This window comes from uncultured Phascolarctobacterium sp. (assembly GCF_937920985.1).
In the GTDB taxonomy this organism is placed as follows: Bacteria; Bacillota; Negativicutes; order Acidaminococcales; family Acidaminococcaceae; genus Phascolarctobacterium_A.
Genome location: NZ_CALDXR010000047.1, coordinates 26,401 through 45,233 on the forward strand (window position 1 = coordinate 26,401; position 18,833 = coordinate 45,233).

Consider the following 18,833-nt stretch of genomic DNA (forward strand, 5'->3'; position numbering starts at 1 on the left):
TACTTAAAAAACTACCTCGCAGAAATTGATTGGCGTTCCCAGCGCACTGAATTTCTGCTCATATTCTGTCTGTACAGGATTCTCATATTCAGAATGATGCAGGTCATAGCTCAAAGCAATAATCTGCAGGCCAAACTCCTTGAATTCCTCTACGGAAAAATCAAACAAAGCGCGGTTATCTGTTTTAAAGCGCAGGTGACCACCCTCGCCCAAAAGCTGCTTATACAGCGCCAGGAAGTTGCGGTGCGTCAGACGGCGCTTAGCATGACGTGCCTTCGGCCAAGGGTCACTGAAGTTCAGGTACAGCTCCTTGATTTCGCCCGGCTCGAACCAGCCCAGCAGGTTTTCAGCGTTAGCGCAAATGATTTTTACATTCGTCAGCTCCTTATCCTTGGCAGCCTTCGCAGGGAAATAGGCAATATCATGCTGTGTTTCAATGCCGATAAAGGCCTTATCCGGATACAGCTCTGCCATACCAATAGTAAAGCGTCCCTTGCCACAGCCAATTTCCAGACACAGACGTTTGCCCGGAAACATCTCCTGCCAATGTCCCTTGAACTTATCAATATCATGCAGGAAAACGTATTCTCCCTGCACTTCCTTCATAGCTTCTTCAATCCATGGTTTTTTTCTTAAGCGCATAGTCAGACCTCACATAAAAATATTTTCTCAAGTATATATTATACAACAAATCCCCTTAACTTGGGAAAAGAATTATAAAAAAGCCGGCAGCATAATAATTACACTACCGGCATAAGCAGGTGTCTCAGTCCTTCTTCAACACGCCCTTTACCTTACGCAGCAAATCGTCGACCTTTTTATTTGCCGGCGAATCGTCATCCACCTCAAAGCGACGGCTTTCATCGCCCAGCGGCTTATCCTTACAGGCCATATTCTTCAGCTCGCCCAGCATTTTGATGCCTTCGATGCGTGCCTCCTCATATGTTGTTTTAAAGGCCGACAAATCCTCCGGGCAGCCTGCTGCCAGCCAGGCATTCGCCACCTTGCCCACAGCATACGTCACCGACATACCTACAGGAATCTGCACCGGCGCAAAGGGAATCAGCGTCGCCAGCGTCTGCCCTACAAAGGCACCGCCCAGTGAACCCAAAAGCCCCAGCACGGCACTTTCGGAAAGCTTGACACCGCGCAGCTTGGCCAGGCGGGTAATCATATAAACCTCGTTAGCCATCAGTGTCATCGTACCTACTACCGGAGCAACTACAATCACACCGGCGCGGGCAGCAGCCCAACGGCAGATATCCTCTGCCTCCTTATCCGTATCAACAGCATATTTCATTTTATGCTCATCTAAGCGTTCTGTCATTTTTACACTCCATTCCTTAAGCTTATAACCAGCATACTTTTTATAATTACATTATACAGCAAAGCAGGTAGGCAAAACAGTGAGTTTATCGTGAAATCACTGGCTATAGCAAACTTTTTCCGTCGCTGTACTAATCTCCTTAGCAAAGCAGGAGAGTTTATGGTAAAATATTATAGTATATATTGATATTACGTCGAGGTGGTGAGATAAAATGGCAGCAGCTACTGCGCCTGTCGTAGGACGCTTTGCGCCTACGCCCAGCGGCTTTTTGCATTTAGGCAACGTTTTCTGCAGTCTGCTGGCCTGGCTCTATGCCAAAAGCAGCGGCGGCAAAATAGTTTTGCGCATCGAAGACCTGGACCCGCAGCGCTGCTCGCGCGCTAAGGCTGACGCATTGGCACGCGAGCTGGAATGGCTGGGCCTCACCTGGGACGAGGGTGCGTACTGCAGCGCCGATAGCGACAGCTTTTTCCAAAGCCGCCGCAGCGATATCTATGCTCACTACTTTGACCTTTTACAGCAGCAGGAGCTTGTCTATCCCTGCTTTTGCAGCCGCAGCGAGCTGCACGCCGCCGAAGCACCTCACGCCAGCGACGGACGTATTATTTACGCCGGAACCTGCCGCGAGCTGACGGCAGCACAGCGCAGCGCCAAAATGCAGCAGCGCCATCCCGCCTGGCGCATTAAGGTTGCTGACGAGCTTATCGCCTTTACGGATATGCACTACGGCAGGCAACAGGCCAACCTAGCGCACGAATGCGGTGACTTTATCCTGCGCCGCAGCGACGGCGTCTACGCCTACCAGTTAGCTGTAGTCATTGACGATGCGCTCATGGGCGTAAATCAGGTAGTGCGTGGTTGTGATTTGCTCAGCTCCACACCGGTGCAACTTTATCTTTACCGCCTGCTGAACCTTACGCCGCCGTCCTTCTGCCACATTCCGCTGCTGACAGATGCCGCGGGACGCAGGCTTTCCAAGCGCGACGGTGATCTGGAAATCGCAGCCCTCAGGCAGCACTTCGGCAGTCCCGAGCCTATTATCGGCCTCCTGGCCTATCTTGCCGGGCAACTGCCTAAGCCGGAGCCGCTTACCGCCGCAGAGCTGCTGCCGCTTTTCCGTCCGGAAGCGGTTCCCCATGACAATATCGTTGTACCGCAGTTGCTTTGATTGCGCAGGCAATAACACATTATACTGATTATAAAACCTGGGAGGAATATATAATGAAAAAATTTTTAATGAAAATCAAGGTTAATATGCTGATTGTACTTATCATCAGCTTGCTCGGCGGCATGGCCGGCAGCTACTTCTTCAACAACCGCTGGTTAGGCCTGATTGTCGCTATTCCCCTGTGCGCTCTGTATATCTATCAGGTATATCAGGTGCAGGCAGACTACCGCGAACAGCACACCAAAAAGAAACACACTAATAAGTACAGATAAGCTAAGGCGTTATATTAAACGACCTGCTGAAGTTTAGTTCTCGGAATAGACTTCAACAGGTCGTTTTGCCGTCTTGCAACATTGTGACTGCATTATTATACGGACGGAGCCTAAACGCTTTGCTCACCGATATTTTACATTTGCGCTTCGCTCTGCTATTGGTATATCTAAATTGCTAGTGTATAATAGCAATTAGGAGGAATCTACTATGCATTTACAAAAAACAGCTCTCGTTCTGGAAGGCGGCGGTATGCGGGGAATGTTTTCCGCCGGTGTGTTTGAAGCCTTTTTAGCGCATCAGCTAACCTTTCCCTACATCACCGCCGTTTCTGCCGGAGCCTGCAATATCTTATCATATATGTCTGCCCAACCGCTGCGCACACGACAGATTATCGAGCACTACGTCACCGATAAGCGCTACTTCAGCGTGCGCAACTGGATTAAAAGCGGCAGTATCTTCGGCTTTGACTTTATCTTCAATGAGCTTCCCAAGCAGCTGCTGCCCTTTGACTACGCTGCCTACCGCGCCTATCCTGGCGTACTGCAGGTAGCCGCTACCGATATCGTCAACGGCGAAAGTGTCTGGTATGACCAAAAGGCATTGGGTCAGGACTTTATTCCTGTGCGCGCTTCTTCCTCCATGCCTTTCGTTGCCCCTGTCGTCAAGCATGAAGGTCGTGCGCTGCTCGACGGTGCACTGCTCGCACCCATTCCCTACCATAGAGCGCTCGACGCAGGCTATGAAAAGCTGATTGTTGTGCTCACACGCAACGAAGGCTACCGCAAGAAAAAGGGCGTGCCCAAGTTCCTGCTCAAATCAGTGTACAAAAAATATCCTAAGCTGTGGGATATCATGGAGCAACGTCCTAAGCTCTACAACGAGCAGCTGGAGGCTGTCGAAAAAATGGCGCGTGAGGGCAAGGCTGTCATCATCCGCCCGCAGATTCCGCTCACAATTGATAAATTCGATATCAAGCCGCACAAGCTGCTGGCACTGCATGACCACGGCATCGGCTGCGGACTTGCTGTAATCGATAGAATCAAGGAGCTGGAAGCTTTCCACTGAAATCACAGCGCAAATTATTACCCAAAGCATCAAGGACCGCCACTTGCCGTGACGGTCCTTTTTACGTCTGCCTGATGCTTTTATACAATTATTCCTCAATAATCAGACGTCCCTCAAGCTCACGTTTGAGATGCTGATGCGTCATAAAGTATTCCTCAATCACATCGCGATACGAAGTCGCCAGCACGCGTACTCTGCCGTTGGCTTCGGCCTCCTCCAGCGTAATATCCAAAAACGGCTTCAGGCTGCTGTAGTGATATTTGCACAGACCAATCTTGTAAATCTGCTGTGCTCCCAAGGGCTTGCCATCCAACGTCAGCTCCTTGAAGCACTGGCCACTGCGGCTCCAAACCACGTGCATTCCCTGCGACAGTTGGTAAAATTCCGTATGCTCGCCGGTAAAAGCCTCCTCGCGCAGGAAGCGCTTAATCATACGCGTCAGCTGTTCGCCGGTAACCGGCAGCATATACACAGCTTCATCATAGGGGAAGCATTCGGTAAAGTCGCTGTAAAGCACTACCGGTCCCAGATTATAGCTGCGGATAGCACCGGAACCCATCAGCATAACATCGATGCCCAGGCTCTCCTGCAGCGCATCCGCTACCAAGCTGCCAAGAGGAGTTTCCTGTATTCGGGAAGGATGCTCCAGCTTGCGGGCAAAGCGGGTAACCAGTCTGCCGTACTTTTTATCTGTCAAATCCTTGTAATGCATAATGAAGTTTTCCAGACTCTCATCACGTGGGCAATGGGGTTCATCAATAGGCACAGTCGACCAGGTGTAGGTATCCACCGCATTCAGGTCGGTATCTACCATGATATCAAAACGACCGATCTGGTCCGTGCCTGTTCCGGCCTGTACAATAAGAATATCATTAACCTTTACCGGATGCTCCAAAAAGGTATGCGAATGACCGCCGATAATAACGTCAACACCCCAAGCGGGATCAAGCATTGCTGCCAGCTTTTTATCCTCTTCAAAGCCGATATGCGTAAGAATAATCGTAAAATCGATATCGATTGGATTGTAGGTATTACAAATACGGCCGATTTCCTCTGCCGCCTCGCAGATATCTACAAAGGAACCGATTACCTTATCCATCTTCGTCTGCGCCAGTACGTCCTCGGTAATTATGCCGATGAAGAGAATCTTCATACCATCGATATGCGCGATATAAAACGGCTGGAAAAGACGCTTATTATTCGTGCGGATGTGAAAGTTCGCATTGATAATCGGGAAATTAGCGCATTTTTCGATGAATAGCAGATGCGACAGACCGTAATCTACCTCATGATTGCCGATGGTCACAACGTCCGGTCCCAGCAGATTCATAATCTCAATGGTCGATACGCCCTTGTATTCCGCATCAATTACGGAGCCACGGAACATATCTCCGGCGATGCAGTAGATAACATTCTCTTCTTCTGCTCTTACCTTATTGATGTAGCCGGAAAGCATGGATACGCCGCCGACAAGCTTATTATCAATTCTTTCAGCCAGAAAATCACCATGCAGGTCATTGGAATGTAAGAGTGTCAGTTTCTTTAAATTTTTCATGGTTACACCTCGCTTCCTGCAGCTATTGTATTTTGTGTAATTCTATTATAAGGTAATCCCGGTAATTTGCCCCTACCCCAAAGGCGTTTTTCGGGTAGGATAGGTTGTTTTTTTGCCTTATTTGGCACTATTTTTCTGCCTGCTTTACTTTTCGGCCGATACATAGTATGATATTTTCATCTGAACTTATCAATTTATCCAATATACTGAATTTCATTATAGTCAAAAATTATTCTTGGGCTTTTCTGTCAGAAAGGATTTTCTGCTATGCTAACCTACAGCTTTGCCGACTTACAGGGAGAGAGCATGTACGCTCATCTTTACAAATGCATCAAAAATGATATCACCAACGGCATCCTGCATGCCGAAGAAAAGTTGCCCTCCAAGCGCATGCTGGCCAAAAATTTAGGCATCAGCCTCATCACCGTAGAAAATGCCTACGCCCAGCTCGTTGTCGAAGGCTATATCTATTCGCAGCCCAAGCGCGGTTATTACGTAGCGCGCATTGAGCAGCAGCCTCTGCCGCAAAAAGCAGACCGCCAGGCGCTGCCGTCACTCAAAACACAAGCAACGGCGCAAAGCGTCAGCTTCGCCAAAAACAGCGTTCCGCCGGACACCTTTCCCTATAACATCTGGGCGCGCCTTTTGCGCAACACGCTCACTACAGCGGACGAGCACGCCCTCATCAGCGACACCAGCGCCGGCGGCGTTTTGCCGCTGCGTCAGGCGCTCGCCCGTCATCTTTACCAGTTCCGCGGCCTGAACATTACCCCCGAGCAGATTATCATCGGCGCAGGCACACAGACGCTGTATAACCTCATCGTGCAGCTTTTGGGACGTAGCCACGTTTATGCGTTGGAAAATCCCGGCTATCCACAGCTGGCAGCAGCTTATCAGGCCAACGATGTTTTCTGCCGTTATCTGCCGATGGATGCCCAGGGCATCCGCGCCGACGTTCTGGAAAACAGCGGTGCCGATATTCTGCATATCAGCCCTTCGCACCAATTCCCGACAGGTATCGTCATGCCAGTCAGCCGTCGCTACGAATTACTGCACTGGGCAGCAAAAAAAAGCAGCCGTTATATCATCGAAGATGATTACGACTGCGAATTCCGCCTGTTCGGCAAGCCTATTCCGCCATTGCAAAGCATTGATACCGAGGAAAAGGTTATCTATATCAATACCTTCTCCAAAACGCTGGCACCAACCTTCCGTATCAGCTACATGCTGCTGCCACCGCACCTGGCATCGCTGTTTTATGACAAGCTGGGCTTTTATTCCTGTACTGTATCTAATTTTGAGCAGTTTACACTCGCTAAATTTATCGAGGACGGTTACTTTGAACGCCACATCAACCGCATGCGCACCTACTACCGCAGCAAGCGTGACCGTCTGCTGCAGTATCTGACGCAGTCCGACGCTGCTCCCGCACTTACGGTAGAAGGCGAGGACAGCGGTCTGCATTTTCTGCTGCATCTTGCTACCGACGCCAAGGATTCCCAGCTTGTGCAAGCTGCAGCCGCCAAGGGCATTCAGATTAAATTTCTTTCGGACTATTATCACGAAAAGGTCGGTGACAGCTCGCACACCCTGCTGATGAATTACACCGGTCTGGCGGATGATAAGCTGTATCCGGCCTTAGACACACTGTTTACCGTGCTGAAGCCTTATCTGAAGCTGTAATTATTTCGCAGCGCACAGGCTGACAAAATATTCGTGGATGGCCGTGCTTTTTGCTACGTCTAGCTCCGGGTGAAAGGCCAGCGCCAGCTGCTTGCCGTACTGTGCCGCCACAATATGCTCATCTACGGCAGCAAGCACCTCTACATCGTCACCCACGCTGTCAATATACGGCGCACGGATGAAGGTCATCGGTACCTTGCCCAGCTTACTGAATTCTGCCTCGGTAAAAAAGCTGCCCAGCTGCCTGCCGTAGGCATTACGCTTAACAGTAATCGGCATGGTTGCCAAGTGCACCTTGCTGTCGTTTGTCAGCTTTTTCGCCAACAGAATCATACCTGCGCAGGTTGCCAGTACCGGCAAGCCCTGCGCTATTTTTTTCTGCAGCGGTACAAACATACCAAGCTCATGCAGCAGCTTGCCCTGTACCGTACTTTCGCCGCCCGGCAGGACAATGCCGTCCAGGGGCTGCTCCAAATCCGGCAGCTGACGCAGCTCTACAGCTTCCGCACCCAGCTGACGCAAGGCCTGCACGTGCTCAATAAATGCACCCTGCAGTGCTAAAACGCCGATTCTCATTATTTACCACGCTCCGCCATCAGCAGCTGAATTTCCTGCTCGTTGATGCCTACCATAGCTTCGCCCAAATCCTCGGACAGCTCTGCCAGCATCTTGGCATCGTTGAAGTTGGTTACTGCTTTAACAATAGCCTGCGCACGCTTTGCCGGGTCGCCGGATTTGAAAATACCGGAGCCTACGAATATGCCCTCGGCACCCAGCTGCATCATCAGTGCTGCATCCGCCGGAGTTGCTACACCGCCTGCCGCAAAATTTACTACCGGCAAACGTTTATGCTCGTGTACATAAACCACCAGATCATACGGTACCTGCAGCTCTTTGGCAGCGTTGAACAGTTCGTTTTCTTCCATCGCAGCGATTTGCGCAATTTGCTGATTCATTTTGCGCATATGACGTACTGCCTGTACAACGTCACCGGTACCGGGCTCGCCTTTGGTACGGATCATGGATGCACCCTCGTTAATACGGCGCAATGCTTCGCCCAAATCCTTGGCACCGCAGACAAACGGTACGTTAAACTTAGTTTTATCGATATGGTAAACATCATCAGCCGAAGAAAGCACTTCGCTCTCGTCGATATAGTCAATCTCCAGAGCCTCCAGAATCTGCGCTTCTACGAAATGACCGATGCGCACCTTTGCCATAACAGGAATAGAAACTGCGTTTTGAATTTCCTTAATCAGCTTCGGGTCGCTCATGCGTGCTACGCCGCCTGCCGCACGGATATCAGCAGGAATCTTTTCCAACGCCATAACAGCGCAGGCACCTGCTGCCTCCGCAATACGTGCCTGTTCCGGTGTCGTAACATCCATAATTACGCCGCCCTTTAACATCTGTGCCAGCTGTGCATTTAATTTATAACGTTCGTTCATTGTGAATACCTCCAATATATATGCAAATAATAGGTTATGTGTAGTATTATACCTACATCTGAGCTTATTAGTATATTCATTTATCATCAATTTACTATGTTCAGTTTTAATATAGGTTTTTTCACAGCTTACACAAACATAATGCTAAGCAACGCCTGAAGCGTTGCCGCAGACAGCAAAAAAGCAGTCGCTCTATCATCAACGATGATGGCGACTGCTTTTGCGTATCTTCAGCAAGCTCAATACTGCATTTACATATCTGCCTTCTTCATAACAACGGCAATAGCATTTTACAACTTCCGGATGTCATTACTTTTGCATCTGACCTCACATTTTCATGCAAAACTGAACTCTAATTACTGCACTATATTTAATTATAAACGTACTGCACTTTATAGAGCATTCATCAAAAATTTAATGCCGGTAATCAGCACCAGTACGCTCGCCAGCTTCATCAAAATGCCGGACTGCAGCCTTTGCGCCAAGGCTACACCGCCCTGAGCACCGACAAAGGCACCCGCACCAATCGCTAAGCCGCTGGCCCACACAATATGCCCCAGCATAGCATGCGAAACTAAGCCTGCAAGCGAGGAAACTGCCAAAATGCAGGTAGAAGTAGCAATGGCCACGTGCACCGGGAAATTCAGTACATAAACCATAAAGGGAACGTGGACGATACCGCCGCCTATGCCCAAAATGCTGGCTAAAAAGCCCACACCGACGCTGCAAAGAACGCCCAGCTTCCAGTTATAGACTTCCGGCACCTCACCGGCCGTCTTACCCGCCGCATTCTTACTGGCCTTGCGATACATATTTATCGCTGCCAGCACAAAGAAAGCACCAAACACCAGATAAAAAAGCCTGCCCTGCAGATATTCTGCAGCATAGCTGCCTAAAAATGCACCGGGAATGGTAGCCACGGCAAATTTCAAGGCCGCATCTACGCAAACCTTCTTCTGCCTGATATAACCCCAGGTCCCCGAAACAGCATTCATCAGTACCACCAGCACCGAAGTACCAATGGCCAGCTGCGGCTCATAATCCCAAGCAAACACCAGAAGCGGTACAATCACCATACCGCCGCCAATGCCTAAAAGCGCCCCCAATAAGCCAACTAAAATACCTAAGGCAAAAAAGCCTGCTACTTCCATCTGCATCCCTCTCATTCTCTCATAATTCTCATTGCAGATTAGCTTAGTTTTTTTTAATCTCTCGTCGGTCAAAATCATCTTTTGACCTGTATTCTCATATATTCCGCAAGTATTCAAAAACAATTGCGGAACAGCAAATATTTTACACCTAAATTATCAAAAAAGGAAGTACCTGTGATATAAATTACTTAGGAAAAGTTAATTTTTCCCAGCTACCGCCAGCCAGGGCAGCATCATGCTCTTGCAGCCGTCAAGAGTGGAAGGTAACAGGGCTCACAAGAAAAAGCGGCAGCCGCCACCGGCGACTGCCACATGCATCAGCTTCGTTCTGAAATTATTCGGCAACTACCATAACCTTGAAGTTAGCAGTTACATCGGTATGCAGCTTAGCAACAGCGGTGTATTCGCCTAAGCCTTTAACTGCGGATTTCAGCTCGATTTTACGACGGTCAATGTTCAGACCGGTTTGATTAATCAAAGCTTCGGCAACGTCCTTGGAGGTTACGGAGCCAAACATTTTACCGTTTTCACCCACGCGTACCTTCATGGTTACTACAACCTTTTCTACCTGTGCGCCCAAAACAACAGCCTCATCCTTAGCCTGAGCTGCACGATGCTTAGCGGTTGCCTGGTCCTGTTTAGCCTGGTTAAGGTTAGCAGCGGTAGCTTCCTTAGCCAATTTACGCGGCAGCAGGTAGTTGCGGCCATAACCTTCGGCGGTTTCTACGATTTCACCTTTCTTGCCTAAGCTTTTAACATCTTGTAAAAGAATTACTTTCATCTGTTCGACACTCCTCTAACTGTTTTTTAGTCAGCGCGATAATCTGCGCTTCTACATCCCTGGCACGTTTATTTGCCAGCTGCACACCGGCCACCGTCTGATGACCGCCGCCGCCCAGCTCTTCCATAATTACCTGCACATTGACGCTGCCGTCACTGCGGGCACTTATGCTCAGGGAACCATCTTTATATTCAACAATTGCCATGCCTACAGCTACACTCTCAATAGTAATCAGAGTATCCGCTGTCTGCGCGGCAAGCACGGAAGACATAGTATCATTATCTGCATTACGCATAATTGCAATGGATAAACCGGGTATCGGCATTTTAGCTCCGGCTATCAGCTTAGCCTTCTGCTGTACAAAGCTCAAATCATCCTTAAACAGCTGGCGTATCAGATTCGGGTTGGCACCGCAGCGGCGCAGCAGAGCGGCAGCCTCAAAGGTACGCTCGCCTGTCTGCACATTGAAGTTTTTCGTATCCAGGACAATGCCTGCATACAAGGCAGTTGCCTCCGCCGGAGTAATATCCAGTCTGTCATCAAAATAACCAATCAGCTCCGTTACCAGCTCACTGGTAGACGAGCTGGAAGGCTCCAGATACAGCAGTGTTGTATCACCGATAATATCCTCGGCACGACGATGATGGTCAATAATAATGCGGTTCTTGGCTGCCTGCAGCACAGCCTTGCTGGCCGAAAGCACCTCGCGGTGATGGTCGACGATAACCAAAAGGCTCTTATTGGTAACCAACGGCAAAGCATCGGCACCGCTCCGCATAATATCTATATACTTTGTTTCGTTAGCTGAAAGAATGATATTCTCATTATCCAGCACCTCGGTAATACGCTTATAATAAGCGTTATGCTCGCTGCTGACAATATAGGTTTCCTTGCCCAGCGACAAGCCCAGCTTAGCCATACCAATAGTAGCGCCGATGGCATCATAATCCTCATTGACATGTCCCATAACAAAGATACGGTCAGCCTGCAGCATCTGCTCATGAATCGTCTGTGCCACAATACGCGCACGTACACGCGTGCTTTTTGCACCAACACTGCTCGTGCCGCCAAAGAACTGCGTATTCTTATCCTTCATAACAACAGCCTGGTCACCGCCGCGGCCTAATGCCAGATACAGGCTCTTATTGGCATTGCCGATAAGCTCCTCCAGCGTAACACCGTCGCAGGCTACACCTATACTTACAGTCGGCGGTATTTTATTGCCGCTGCGGATTTCGCGCACCTTATCAAGAATCATGAACTTATCTTCCATCATATCCATAACGGCAGATTGGTAAAAGCCCATCAAGCTGCTTTCCTTATTCATGCGGCATATAAAGCCCTGCTTGGAGGCAGCCCACTTCGTCAGCAGCTCGTTGATTTCGCCATTCAAATTGGCCATATTGGTTTCACTCAGCCCGCGCATAACCTCTTCATAGTTGTCAAAGCGCACATAGGCCAGGCACAGCTTATCATTGCTGCATTTCTGACGCAGCAGCTCATAATCTGTAACATCTGTTAAAAACAGCATCAGACCGCTGGAGGTATCTTCCTTTTTGTTATGATGCTCCTGCGTCTCTACACTGTAATAGCGCATACGGTAATAGTGATTCTCAAATTGGATAACATGCTCCCCATCACGCACGCGCATCAGCTCAAAGGCATTCTGCGCCAACGGCAGAATCTCCTCCGGCTTTTTTCCCTCCAGATTGCTTTTTCCGGTCCAGGAGGCAAATAATTCATTTTTCCATTGCAGCTTGCCATCCTTAGAAAAAACAGCAATACCTACATCCAGCTTGCGCACCGCAAAATGGTTGGTACGTTCAATATTGCGGATAATATTATCCAGATAACTGCTGAAGAAGATTTCCCTGTTGATAAGGTTCTGGCGGCTGAAATAGTAGATAATACCAAAAATAATCAGCGCCGGGATAATCAGCTTTGGCTGCAGATAGCAGACTAATATTGCCAGCAGCACAATTATCAGCAAATAAATATTAGTATCCGCTTTGGAATTCATATTCCGGTTAAACCTACTGAACATTATTTTCACCTCAAATCCGGCACAGCTGCCGAACTTTACCTTTGTTTTCTGAATCTGCTTGCAGGACGGATTTTCCTGAAGTCCATAACAATATCAAAGGCACCTACATAAACCATAATCTGGGTAAAGATAGGCACTATAAAGAGCAATGCTATACCGATATTAGCCCACCAACGCGGCTTATGCTTAGTTTCGACAAACCAGTACAGCAGCACGATGCCCTGCAAAACCAGCACAAAGCTGCAGACAGTCTGCACATTGACAGAAACCGTATACATCCAGCTGGCCTGGTCATGCTGATAATAATAGGTTACTGCAAACAGAGAAGCAGCATAGGGCCACAAAATCCAACCGGGAACCTGCAGCATTGTAAACGGAGGAAAGGCTTCAAAGCTTTCGCCCAGCTTCGTCAAAATCTTTTTGGCAGCCATGTAGTTTACAAAGGCCATCAAAGGCGCACACATCAGAAAAGCACCCGGCATAATAATGCGCATCATACGCAGCATTTCAGCATAACCGTCGACAGTCTTTTTGATATCGGCCTCGCTCATACCATGCTCGCGACAATAAACTGTCAGCTGCTCCAGACTTTGGTAGAAGGAGCTGAACATCATCTCAATCGGGTCAATGCCCAGTACCCAGAAGCTCAGCACGATATTCAGAATCAGCGCAATTATTGCGCCAACACTGCCATAAAGCATCATTTTCATCGGCGGCAGATGACGTCGCATGCACTCGCCTAAAATCAAGCCCAAAAGGCCGAAAATCGCCGCCAGGAAAAAGGCATTAATCGGACTGATAATCATCGCGATAATCACTGTAGCAACCAACAGCGTCATAATGCTCCATTTCAAGCCATGACGGCAGCCGCAGATAACTATAGGCAGCGGCCAGACGAAATTAACGAAAGCACCCAGCACAGGCACATACATACTTATTAAAGCCATAACGATGGCAACGGCAGCTAAAATACCAGCCTCAACCATGGCAGATGTTTTACGAATCACAGGTTATCCTCCTTCATGGATATATTTCTTCAATATATTATTGTACTACATCAACAGCTGAAAAGCAAAGGCTTTGCACCCGCTGGCAAGCCGTATTGTGCATTTCATACAAAAATGGTATAATATATATACGTTCTTGTACAACAATAACTGCCGTACATAGGCGTCTTTTATTTTTTCAAAGGGGTTCTTAGCTTGCACAAGCAATATTTTCCGCAGCGCTGCTGTATGTTTCTCGTCGGCATCTTTACCATGACCATCGGCATCGCTCTTTCCTGTAAAGCTGATTTAGGCACCTCACCCATTTCCAGTGTACCATGGGTTCTGAGTATGTTTACACCCTGGAGCATCGGTGAAATAACTATTGTCCTGAATCTGCTTTTTATTATTGCCCAGCCAATCCTGCTGCGGCAAATTTACTGGCGTGAGCTGTTGGGCCAGCTGGTAACACTGCTCGCCTTCGGCTACTGCATAGATTTTTCGATGAACCTGTTGAGCTGGGTAAAACCGGACACCTTGTTTTGGCAATGGTTTGACTGCATCCTTAGCACCATCATCCTTGCCTTCGGCGTTTTTCTCTGCATCCGCGCTAAAATTTTTGTTGCCGCCGGTGAGGGTATCGTCCTGGTTATCGCCTTCGTCAGCAAAATTAAATTCAGCATCATCAAGAACTGCTTCGACTGCACACTCGTTGCTATCAGCCTGGCAATTTCCTTTATGCACTTCGGTGCTATGCGCGGCGTAGGCGTAGGCACGATTGCCGCAGCCATCCTCGTCGGCCGCTGGATACAGCTTTACAGCAACAAGCTACATATTTTCGACAAATGGAGCATCTTAGAGTAAGATTTTTTTTTACTCTAATTATTTCGTTTTAATTTTCTGAATTTTTCTTGTTTTCTGCAAGATTGTATGTTATAATCCATTACAACAGCTGTTAGTATAATATTTGTCAAAGAAGGTGCTTAATTATGCTCAGTATTGGTACAGTAAAATGGTTTAATAATAACAAAGGCTATGGATTTATAGAAGCACGCAACGGTCAGGAGGTTTTCGTGCATTTTTCAGCCATCCGTTCCGACGGCTATCGCTGTCTGCAGGAGGGCCAGCGTGTTTCCTATCATCTGTCACGCGGTAAACACGGCCCGATGGCATTGAACGTGTCGCCGATTATTTAAGCCTAACAGAAAAGCTTGTTATGTGCTTTATGTACTAAAAAACCGGTGGAAGTTTACCGTTAGGTAAGTTTCCACCGGTTTTTCTATTTAAGGCTGAGTTATGTCCCAGCAACTTTTTATGCCAAATTCACTCTTCTTAAAGCTTTACGTCCAGCGAAGCACTCACGCCCACGCCCTGTACACGGTTAACATTTTGATAGGACACATTATCTACCGGAATCAGCACCTTGCAGCGCACACCCAACAACGTCTGCTCAATCATCAGCGCTGCCTTCACCTGATCAACCTTAGACTGCGGGCCGGAAACCTGCGCCGCACCGGCACGGCTGCCGTCACCAACAGAAATAACAGGTACTACCTTCGTAGCATCCGTCGAGCTTACACCATACTTGGCCGTTACAGAGTTAATTGCATTATTCAACGCCGGAGCGGTAGCATCTACAGCATAACCGATAACGCCGCCCTTGAGAACCTTATCCAAAATACCAGCCTGCGCTGCAGGCATACTGTTACCTAACACAAAGCCGCACACAAGTGCTGCCGCAATCCATTTTTTATTTCTCATAACGCATACCTCCTCGAATACTTATTATATTCGACAAGCAGCATCAAAAGCCTTGCAAGCATTCTGTGAAATTACTACGAACAAAATATGCTATGCTGTATAGTCAATCCTTCATTCTTCAATACCAGCTAATAATCCCGGCATTTGTAGTTGCTCGTAATATTGTGGATATACTGAACTTGCTAAAACATATGCAGCTTCTGCAGCATAATGTGACACACAGTAACGATAATATTTATCTGGCAAAGCAATAATCTGCTTATTTTGTACAGCCTTTAAAGTCATATATGACGGATCATGGAGGATTTCATCTATAGCAGTTTTACGTTTGCTATCTGCCATCATTCTGGTAGCAGTCGGTAAAAGAATAACGTCCGGCTGTAATTTTACTATACCTTCCTTTCCAATACGTGCACCAGTTGGCAGTTCAATATTTCCAGCCGCATTTTCTATATATGCATAATGGCATAAATCATCGAACAATCCACCTTTTACGCCAAATGCACCTTCTACAGATACAGCAAGTATTTTTTTCCGTTCAGTCACTGGAATAGATGAATTAGTCTTTTTTATCAGCTCAAAGATACTCTTCATGTTCTGCACAATAGACTTTCCCTTTTCAGCTTCACCTACTGCTTCACTTACATCTAATACACATTGCTCTATTTCTTGCATATTATGCGGTGCTTTAACAACGAAAACCTTTATTCCCATAGAGCGCATCGTTTCAATCTTCGTCCTGTCGGCATTATATGGCGCCAAAACTAAATCTGGCTTAAGCTTCATTATTTGTTCAACAGGAATAATACGTTCTGTTTTTATCGGCACTTTTTTTGCTTTATCTGCAATAAACGACACTTGCGCATCAGAAAAATACTTTGGCAAAGCCAATATACGTTCTGGTCCAGTAAGATCCATTACTATATCAGGCACACCAACACCTAATGGTAATATCCGATGCGGTTTCTCTCTAAATCTTATATTAACGCCTGTAGCATCTTGAACTGTATATAAGGCTTCTTCATCATGTGTTTTCAGCCCTTTCCCGCAAGCCATCGCCAAAAGGGCTAAGGCTATAAGCATTATTACACAAATTAGTCGCTTCATCTTTCTGCCTCAATTATTTTATCATATCGCATTTGTATATACTGCTGCCAAAGCAGTTTTTTTAAATTATAGTAACCTGTTATTCCTGCAAGCGGCATACAACTGATGTCATCATAAACTGGCTGGGATATTGCAATAAAATATGCTCTGCGTCCTGCACGGCGTATATACTGCTCACTTTCAATGCTACTACCTATAATAAGAATTACTGTACCGCTATTTTCTTGTAGCACATCATCCATATCCCGAACAATCTTATATGGACCATCAGCATTTTTCTGCTTCATATTTCCGTGAATAATTAAGTACATTTTATCAAATCCTGCTAATTCCATTGTCAGACTTTTTGCCAAAGCATATGCAACTGACTCTGGCGCCGCAACTACTATAATCGGGAAATAAATGCCACCCCACTCCCTTTGCAAGCTAAGTTCATCAGCAGTAAACATCTTATAAGTAGCCTCAGACTCTTTTTTCAATACGTTTAGTCTATCCGTAGAAAGATTGCGTTGTTTTGCTATCTTTTCTAGCCATTGCCAAGTGCCAGCATAACCATATGGTATACCTGATGCAAGTATTCCTTCATTCCCTTGGGATAATTCTGATGCTATTACAGGAAAATCCTGATACTGCAAATTCAACCCTTGACGAAGTAAACGACGAATTTCCTGCATATCATAATAAGCATTATAATAGCACAAACTATACCCCCGCAAACAGCCAAATGTTACTTTTAGGCCTGCCTGCTCTACCATCTTAAATGCATAGTTATAACCATCCCAGAAATCGCCAGTCATAGCACCGCTTTCCATACTTAAGCAACACACATCAGGAATTTCTTCTGCTACAATGCCTAAAATGTCATCACCTATTAAACTAACAGCACAAGAATTGACAACACCTATACATGTTATTGCTTGCTTTTGTGTTTTAATCTGCCTCAAGACCTTCTTTACTTTGCCTTCTGTACCAAAAACAATGGCGTTTTCGTCAACATCACTACAATATAGCCTGTCTTCAATACTAAATGGTAGCATTTGCTGAAGTATTCGTTTCATTTGCAAGTAGCAAAATCGCGGTCCATTAACCAACACAACGGCTTCCCCAATATGCTCAAGCAAGCAGGCAATTTCTCCCACACCTGCACAATAATTTGTTTCTTTTTTTAATTCATATAAGCGTTTATTCATAATAGCCTCTATGCTTTTTCTGTACTATCATTCTTTTGATATCTTCTATTACCATTTGCAGGCCTTCTAACCCAAAGCCCATATTCATGTATGGTAACGACACGGCAAATGGTAATAAGTCTCGTGGTACTCTCACAGAAAGCACATTTTTGCCATCTAACCTTAAGCTGATTTCTTCTATGGTAAGATAAAAGCGGTCTATGTTTGAAAGCCTTGGTACATCATGCAGCAAAGTATCTAGGACATTTCCGTTCGCCATTGAATTATCCTGATCCATATAAATGCCTTCTACTTCCAGCTGCAAATCATCCAACAGCTCATTCAGCCATGTAAAGTTGAGTATAACCTTAGCATCTCTGATAACTATGCTAACCTTATTCCCTTTACCAGCTATAGCTAAAAAATCATTTATGAATTGACTATATTGCTGTTTTAACTGTTCGCAAAGCATCTTGTAACTGTATTCTGGCGATTGCAGAGCAATATGTATTCTTTCCAGCCAAGTCAATGTTTCCTTAAAACCTGCCGGATCAGCATAATCTAGTATCTGGATTCCAAGTTTTTCGTTAAGTAAATTCGCCGCTGACTCATAATCCGCTACCAACATGTTATTATGATCGATAATGACACCATAGCGGCAGGTACACAATAGCTTTATTTCTTCCAAACTAGCAGCTCCCGGGAATAATATAACTTTCTTCAGACCTAAGAAGTAAAGATATTGCTCTATGGTGCGGAATGCCGCAGAGTGTTTTCCTTCAAATGGAGCTATTATAACTATTGTATCGTCCCGCTTTTCTTGAAGTATACAAAATCGATTAAGCATTATGCTGACAGCAAGTTTAAAGCCATTAGAGTAAGCGCCATTCATAAAGCCAAAACTATTAATTGAAATGACTGGCACTTTATAGGTACCTTCTGCTTCCGCAGCTACTGCTTCAATATCATCACCGATAATCCCTACCATACACGAATTAACCACCAAGATATAGGCAGGGTTATATAATTCCGCAACCATACCTATTGCAGCAGCCAGCTTTTTTCCGGATCCGTAGATGCAGTCATCATTAGTCAAATTTGTATATACAATCCTTCTACCAATGCTGTTAAACATTCCACGCATAGCGTTGGTAGCCTGATAGTTGCGTTCCAGCTCCCTGTCACGCAAAATATGTGCACATCCCAGTGGGCTGTTTAAGATTACTACCACATCTTCCGCATACGCCACAACGCGGCAAGCCCCTATCATGCTACAACCATAGCCTTTAAATCTTCGCAAAAGCTGTTGTCCCAT

The 18,833-nt window shown here is 46.5% G+C and carries 19 protein-coding genes; 6 read left to right on the forward strand and 13 right to left on the reverse strand.

The window, feature by feature from the left end; all coding sequences use genetic code 11:
* Positions 1-3: 3 nt before the first annotated feature.
* Complete coding sequence (gene trmB / locus Q0612_RS08395; RefSeq protein ID WP_298883337.1) at positions 4-642, reverse strand: tRNA (guanosine(46)-N7)-methyltransferase TrmB; 639 nt, start codon at positions 640-642, stop codon at positions 4-6.
* 124 nt (positions 643-766) lie between these two features.
* Positions 767-1,327 carry a hypothetical protein gene (locus Q0612_RS08400; protein ID WP_298883340.1) on the reverse strand — a complete coding sequence of 187 codons (561 nt, stop codon included), beginning with the start codon at positions 1,325-1,327 and terminating at the stop codon, positions 767-769.
* Between the two features lie 211 nt (positions 1,328-1,538).
* Here Q0612_RS08400 and gluQRS point away from each other — a divergent pair, with 211 nt between their 5' ends.
* The 3 genes from gluQRS (at position 1,539) to Q0612_RS08415 (ending at position 3,833) form a co-directional block, all read left to right on the forward strand.
* The gene (gene gluQRS / locus Q0612_RS08405; RefSeq protein WP_298883342.1) at positions 1,539-2,495 is read left to right on the forward strand and encodes a tRNA glutamyl-Q(34) synthetase GluQRS; all 957 of its coding nucleotides are present in this window, start codon (positions 1,539-1,541) and stop codon (positions 2,493-2,495) included.
* 53 nt (positions 2,496-2,548) lie between these two features.
* The gene (locus Q0612_RS08410) at positions 2,549-2,767 is read left to right on the forward strand and encodes a hypothetical protein (protein ID WP_293391733.1); all 219 of its coding nucleotides are present in this window, start codon (positions 2,549-2,551) and stop codon (positions 2,765-2,767) included.
* Positions 2,768-2,975: 208 nt separating this feature from the next.
* Positions 2,976-3,833 (forward strand): patatin family protein, encoded by an 858-nt coding sequence (locus tag Q0612_RS08415; protein WP_298883345.1) that lies wholly within the window; start codon positions 2,976-2,978, stop codon positions 3,831-3,833.
* Between the two features lie 88 nt (positions 3,834-3,921).
* On the opposite strand, the gene Q0612_RS08420 is transcribed toward Q0612_RS08415, so the two are convergent.
* Positions 3,922-5,388, reverse strand: a complete 1,467-nt coding sequence (locus tag Q0612_RS08420; protein WP_298883348.1) for a bifunctional UDP-sugar hydrolase/5'-nucleotidase — start codon at positions 5,386-5,388, stop codon at positions 3,922-3,924.
* Between the two features lie 267 nt (positions 5,389-5,655).
* On the opposite strand from Q0612_RS08420, the gene Q0612_RS08425 reads away from it, so the two are divergent.
* Positions 5,656-7,071 carry a PLP-dependent aminotransferase family protein gene (locus Q0612_RS08425; RefSeq protein ID WP_298883351.1) on the forward strand — a complete coding sequence of 472 codons (1,416 nt, stop codon included), beginning with the start codon at positions 5,656-5,658 and terminating at the stop codon, positions 7,069-7,071.
* Here the strand turns inward: Q0612_RS08425 and pdxT are convergent, their stop codons facing one another.
* The 6 genes from pdxT to Q0612_RS08455 form a co-directional block, all read right to left on the reverse strand.
* Positions 7,072-7,647: a pyridoxal 5'-phosphate synthase glutaminase subunit PdxT gene (pdxT, locus tag Q0612_RS08430; protein WP_298883355.1), complete on the reverse strand. Its 576-nt coding sequence runs from the start codon at positions 7,645-7,647 to the stop codon at positions 7,072-7,074. It abuts the gene before it with no gap.
* Complete coding sequence (gene pdxS / locus Q0612_RS08435) at positions 7,647-8,519, reverse strand: pyridoxal 5'-phosphate synthase lyase subunit PdxS (protein WP_298883360.1); 873 nt, start codon at positions 8,517-8,519, stop codon at positions 7,647-7,649. The genes pdxT and pdxS overlap by 1 nt, the downstream gene beginning before the upstream one ends.
* Positions 8,520-8,911: 392 nt before the next feature.
* On the reverse strand, positions 8,912-9,676 hold the full coding sequence (locus Q0612_RS08440) for a sulfite exporter TauE/SafE family protein (RefSeq protein ID WP_298883363.1): 765 nt from the start codon (positions 9,674-9,676) through the stop codon (positions 8,912-8,914).
* 328 nt (positions 9,677-10,004) lie between these two features.
* Positions 10,005-10,451 carry a 50S ribosomal protein L9 gene (gene rplI / locus Q0612_RS08445; protein WP_298883367.1) on the reverse strand — a complete coding sequence of 149 codons (447 nt, stop codon included), beginning with the start codon at positions 10,449-10,451 and terminating at the stop codon, positions 10,005-10,007.
* Entirely contained in the window at positions 10,423-12,471 is a 2,049-nt protein-coding gene (locus tag Q0612_RS08450; protein ID WP_298883368.1) for a DHH family phosphoesterase, read from the reverse strand. The genes rplI and Q0612_RS08450 overlap by 29 nt, the downstream gene beginning before the upstream one ends.
* A 59-nt stretch (positions 12,472-12,530) precedes the next feature.
* The gene (locus Q0612_RS08455) at positions 12,531-13,502 is read right to left on the reverse strand and encodes a YybS family protein (RefSeq protein WP_298883370.1); all 972 of its coding nucleotides are present in this window, start codon (positions 13,500-13,502) and stop codon (positions 12,531-12,533) included.
* Between the two features lie 195 nt (positions 13,503-13,697).
* Between Q0612_RS08455 and Q0612_RS08460 the strand changes: the two genes are divergently transcribed.
* Both Q0612_RS08460 and Q0612_RS08465 read left to right on the forward strand, forming a co-directional pair.
* A complete protein-coding gene (locus Q0612_RS08460) occupies positions 13,698-14,345 on the forward strand; it encodes a YitT family protein (RefSeq protein WP_298883372.1) in 648 nt (215 codons plus the stop codon).
* A gap of 125 nt (positions 14,346-14,470) precedes the next feature.
* Entirely contained in the window at positions 14,471-14,677 is a 207-nt protein-coding gene (locus Q0612_RS08465) for a cold-shock protein (RefSeq protein ID WP_210685187.1), read from the forward strand.
* A gap of 136 nt (positions 14,678-14,813) precedes the next feature.
* Here the strand turns inward: Q0612_RS08465 and Q0612_RS08470 are convergent, their stop codons facing one another.
* The 4 genes from Q0612_RS08470 to Q0612_RS08485 all read right to left on the reverse strand — a co-directional run bounded on the left by Q0612_RS08470 (position 14,814) and on the right by Q0612_RS08485 (position 18,833).
* On the reverse strand, positions 14,814-15,242 hold the full coding sequence (locus Q0612_RS08470; RefSeq protein ID WP_009145362.1) for a hypothetical protein: 429 nt from the start codon (positions 15,240-15,242) through the stop codon (positions 14,814-14,816).
* A gap of 111 nt (positions 15,243-15,353) precedes the next feature.
* The gene (locus tag Q0612_RS08475; RefSeq protein ID WP_293806404.1) at positions 15,354-16,349 is read right to left on the reverse strand and encodes an ABC transporter substrate-binding protein; all 996 of its coding nucleotides are present in this window, start codon (positions 16,347-16,349) and stop codon (positions 15,354-15,356) included.
* Positions 16,346-17,539 carry a nitrogenase component 1 gene (locus Q0612_RS08480; RefSeq protein WP_298883377.1) on the reverse strand — a complete coding sequence of 398 codons (1,194 nt, stop codon included), beginning with the start codon at positions 17,537-17,539 and terminating at the stop codon, positions 16,346-16,348. The genes Q0612_RS08475 and Q0612_RS08480 overlap by 4 nt, the downstream gene beginning before the upstream one ends.
* Complete coding sequence (locus Q0612_RS08485; protein ID WP_293806400.1) at positions 17,532-18,833, reverse strand: nitrogenase component 1; 1,302 nt, start codon at positions 18,831-18,833, stop codon at positions 17,532-17,534. The genes Q0612_RS08480 and Q0612_RS08485 overlap by 8 nt, the downstream gene beginning before the upstream one ends.

Excerpts from the sequence above, each read along its gene's own strand:
- trmB (WP_298883337.1), bottom strand. The coding sequence starts at position 642 with ATGCGCTTAAGAAAAAAACCATGGATTGAAGAAGCTATGAAGGAAGTG.
- Q0612_RS08400 (WP_298883340.1), bottom strand. The coding sequence starts at position 1,327 with ATGACAGAACGCTTAGATGAGCATAAAATGAAATATGCTGTTGATACG.
- gluQRS (WP_298883342.1), top strand. The coding sequence starts at position 1,539 with ATGGCAGCAGCTACTGCGCCTGTCGTAGGACGCTTTGCGCCTACGCCC.
- Q0612_RS08410 (WP_293391733.1), top strand. The coding sequence starts at position 2,549 with ATGAAAAAATTTTTAATGAAAATCAAGGTTAATATGCTGATTGTACTT.
- Q0612_RS08415 (WP_298883345.1), top strand. The coding sequence starts at position 2,976 with ATGCATTTACAAAAAACAGCTCTCGTTCTGGAAGGCGGCGGTATGCGG.
- Q0612_RS08420 (WP_298883348.1), bottom strand. The coding sequence starts at position 5,388 with ATGAAAAATTTAAAGAAACTGACACTCTTACATTCCAATGACCTGCAT.
- Q0612_RS08425 (WP_298883351.1), top strand. The coding sequence starts at position 5,656 with ATGCTAACCTACAGCTTTGCCGACTTACAGGGAGAGAGCATGTACGCT.
- pdxT (WP_298883355.1), bottom strand. The coding sequence starts at position 7,647 with ATGAGAATCGGCGTTTTAGCACTGCAGGGTGCATTTATTGAGCACGTG.
- pdxS (WP_298883360.1), bottom strand. The coding sequence starts at position 8,519 with ATGAACGAACGTTATAAATTAAATGCACAGCTGGCACAGATGTTAAAG.
- Q0612_RS08440 (WP_298883363.1), bottom strand. The coding sequence starts at position 9,676 with ATGCAGATGGAAGTAGCAGGCTTTTTTGCCTTAGGTATTTTAGTTGGC.
- rplI (WP_298883367.1), bottom strand. The coding sequence starts at position 10,451 with ATGAAAGTAATTCTTTTACAAGATGTTAAAAGCTTAGGCAAGAAAGGT.
- Q0612_RS08450 (WP_298883368.1), bottom strand. The coding sequence starts at position 12,471 with ATGAATTCCAAAGCGGATACTAATATTTATTTGCTGATAATTGTGCTG.
- Q0612_RS08465 (WP_210685187.1), top strand. The coding sequence starts at position 14,471 with ATGCTCAGTATTGGTACAGTAAAATGGTTTAATAATAACAAAGGCTAT.
- Q0612_RS08470 (WP_009145362.1), bottom strand. The coding sequence starts at position 15,242 with ATGAGAAATAAAAAATGGATTGCGGCAGCACTTGTGTGCGGCTTTGTG.
- Q0612_RS08475 (WP_293806404.1), bottom strand. The coding sequence starts at position 16,349 with ATGAAGCGACTAATTTGTGTAATAATGCTTATAGCCTTAGCCCTTTTG.
- Q0612_RS08480 (WP_298883377.1), bottom strand. The coding sequence starts at position 17,539 with ATGAATAAACGCTTATATGAATTAAAAAAAGAAACAAATTATTGTGCA.
- Q0612_RS08485 (WP_293806400.1), bottom strand. The coding sequence starts at position 18,833 with ATGGGACAACAGCTTTTGCGAAGATTTAAAGGCTATGGTTGTAGCATG.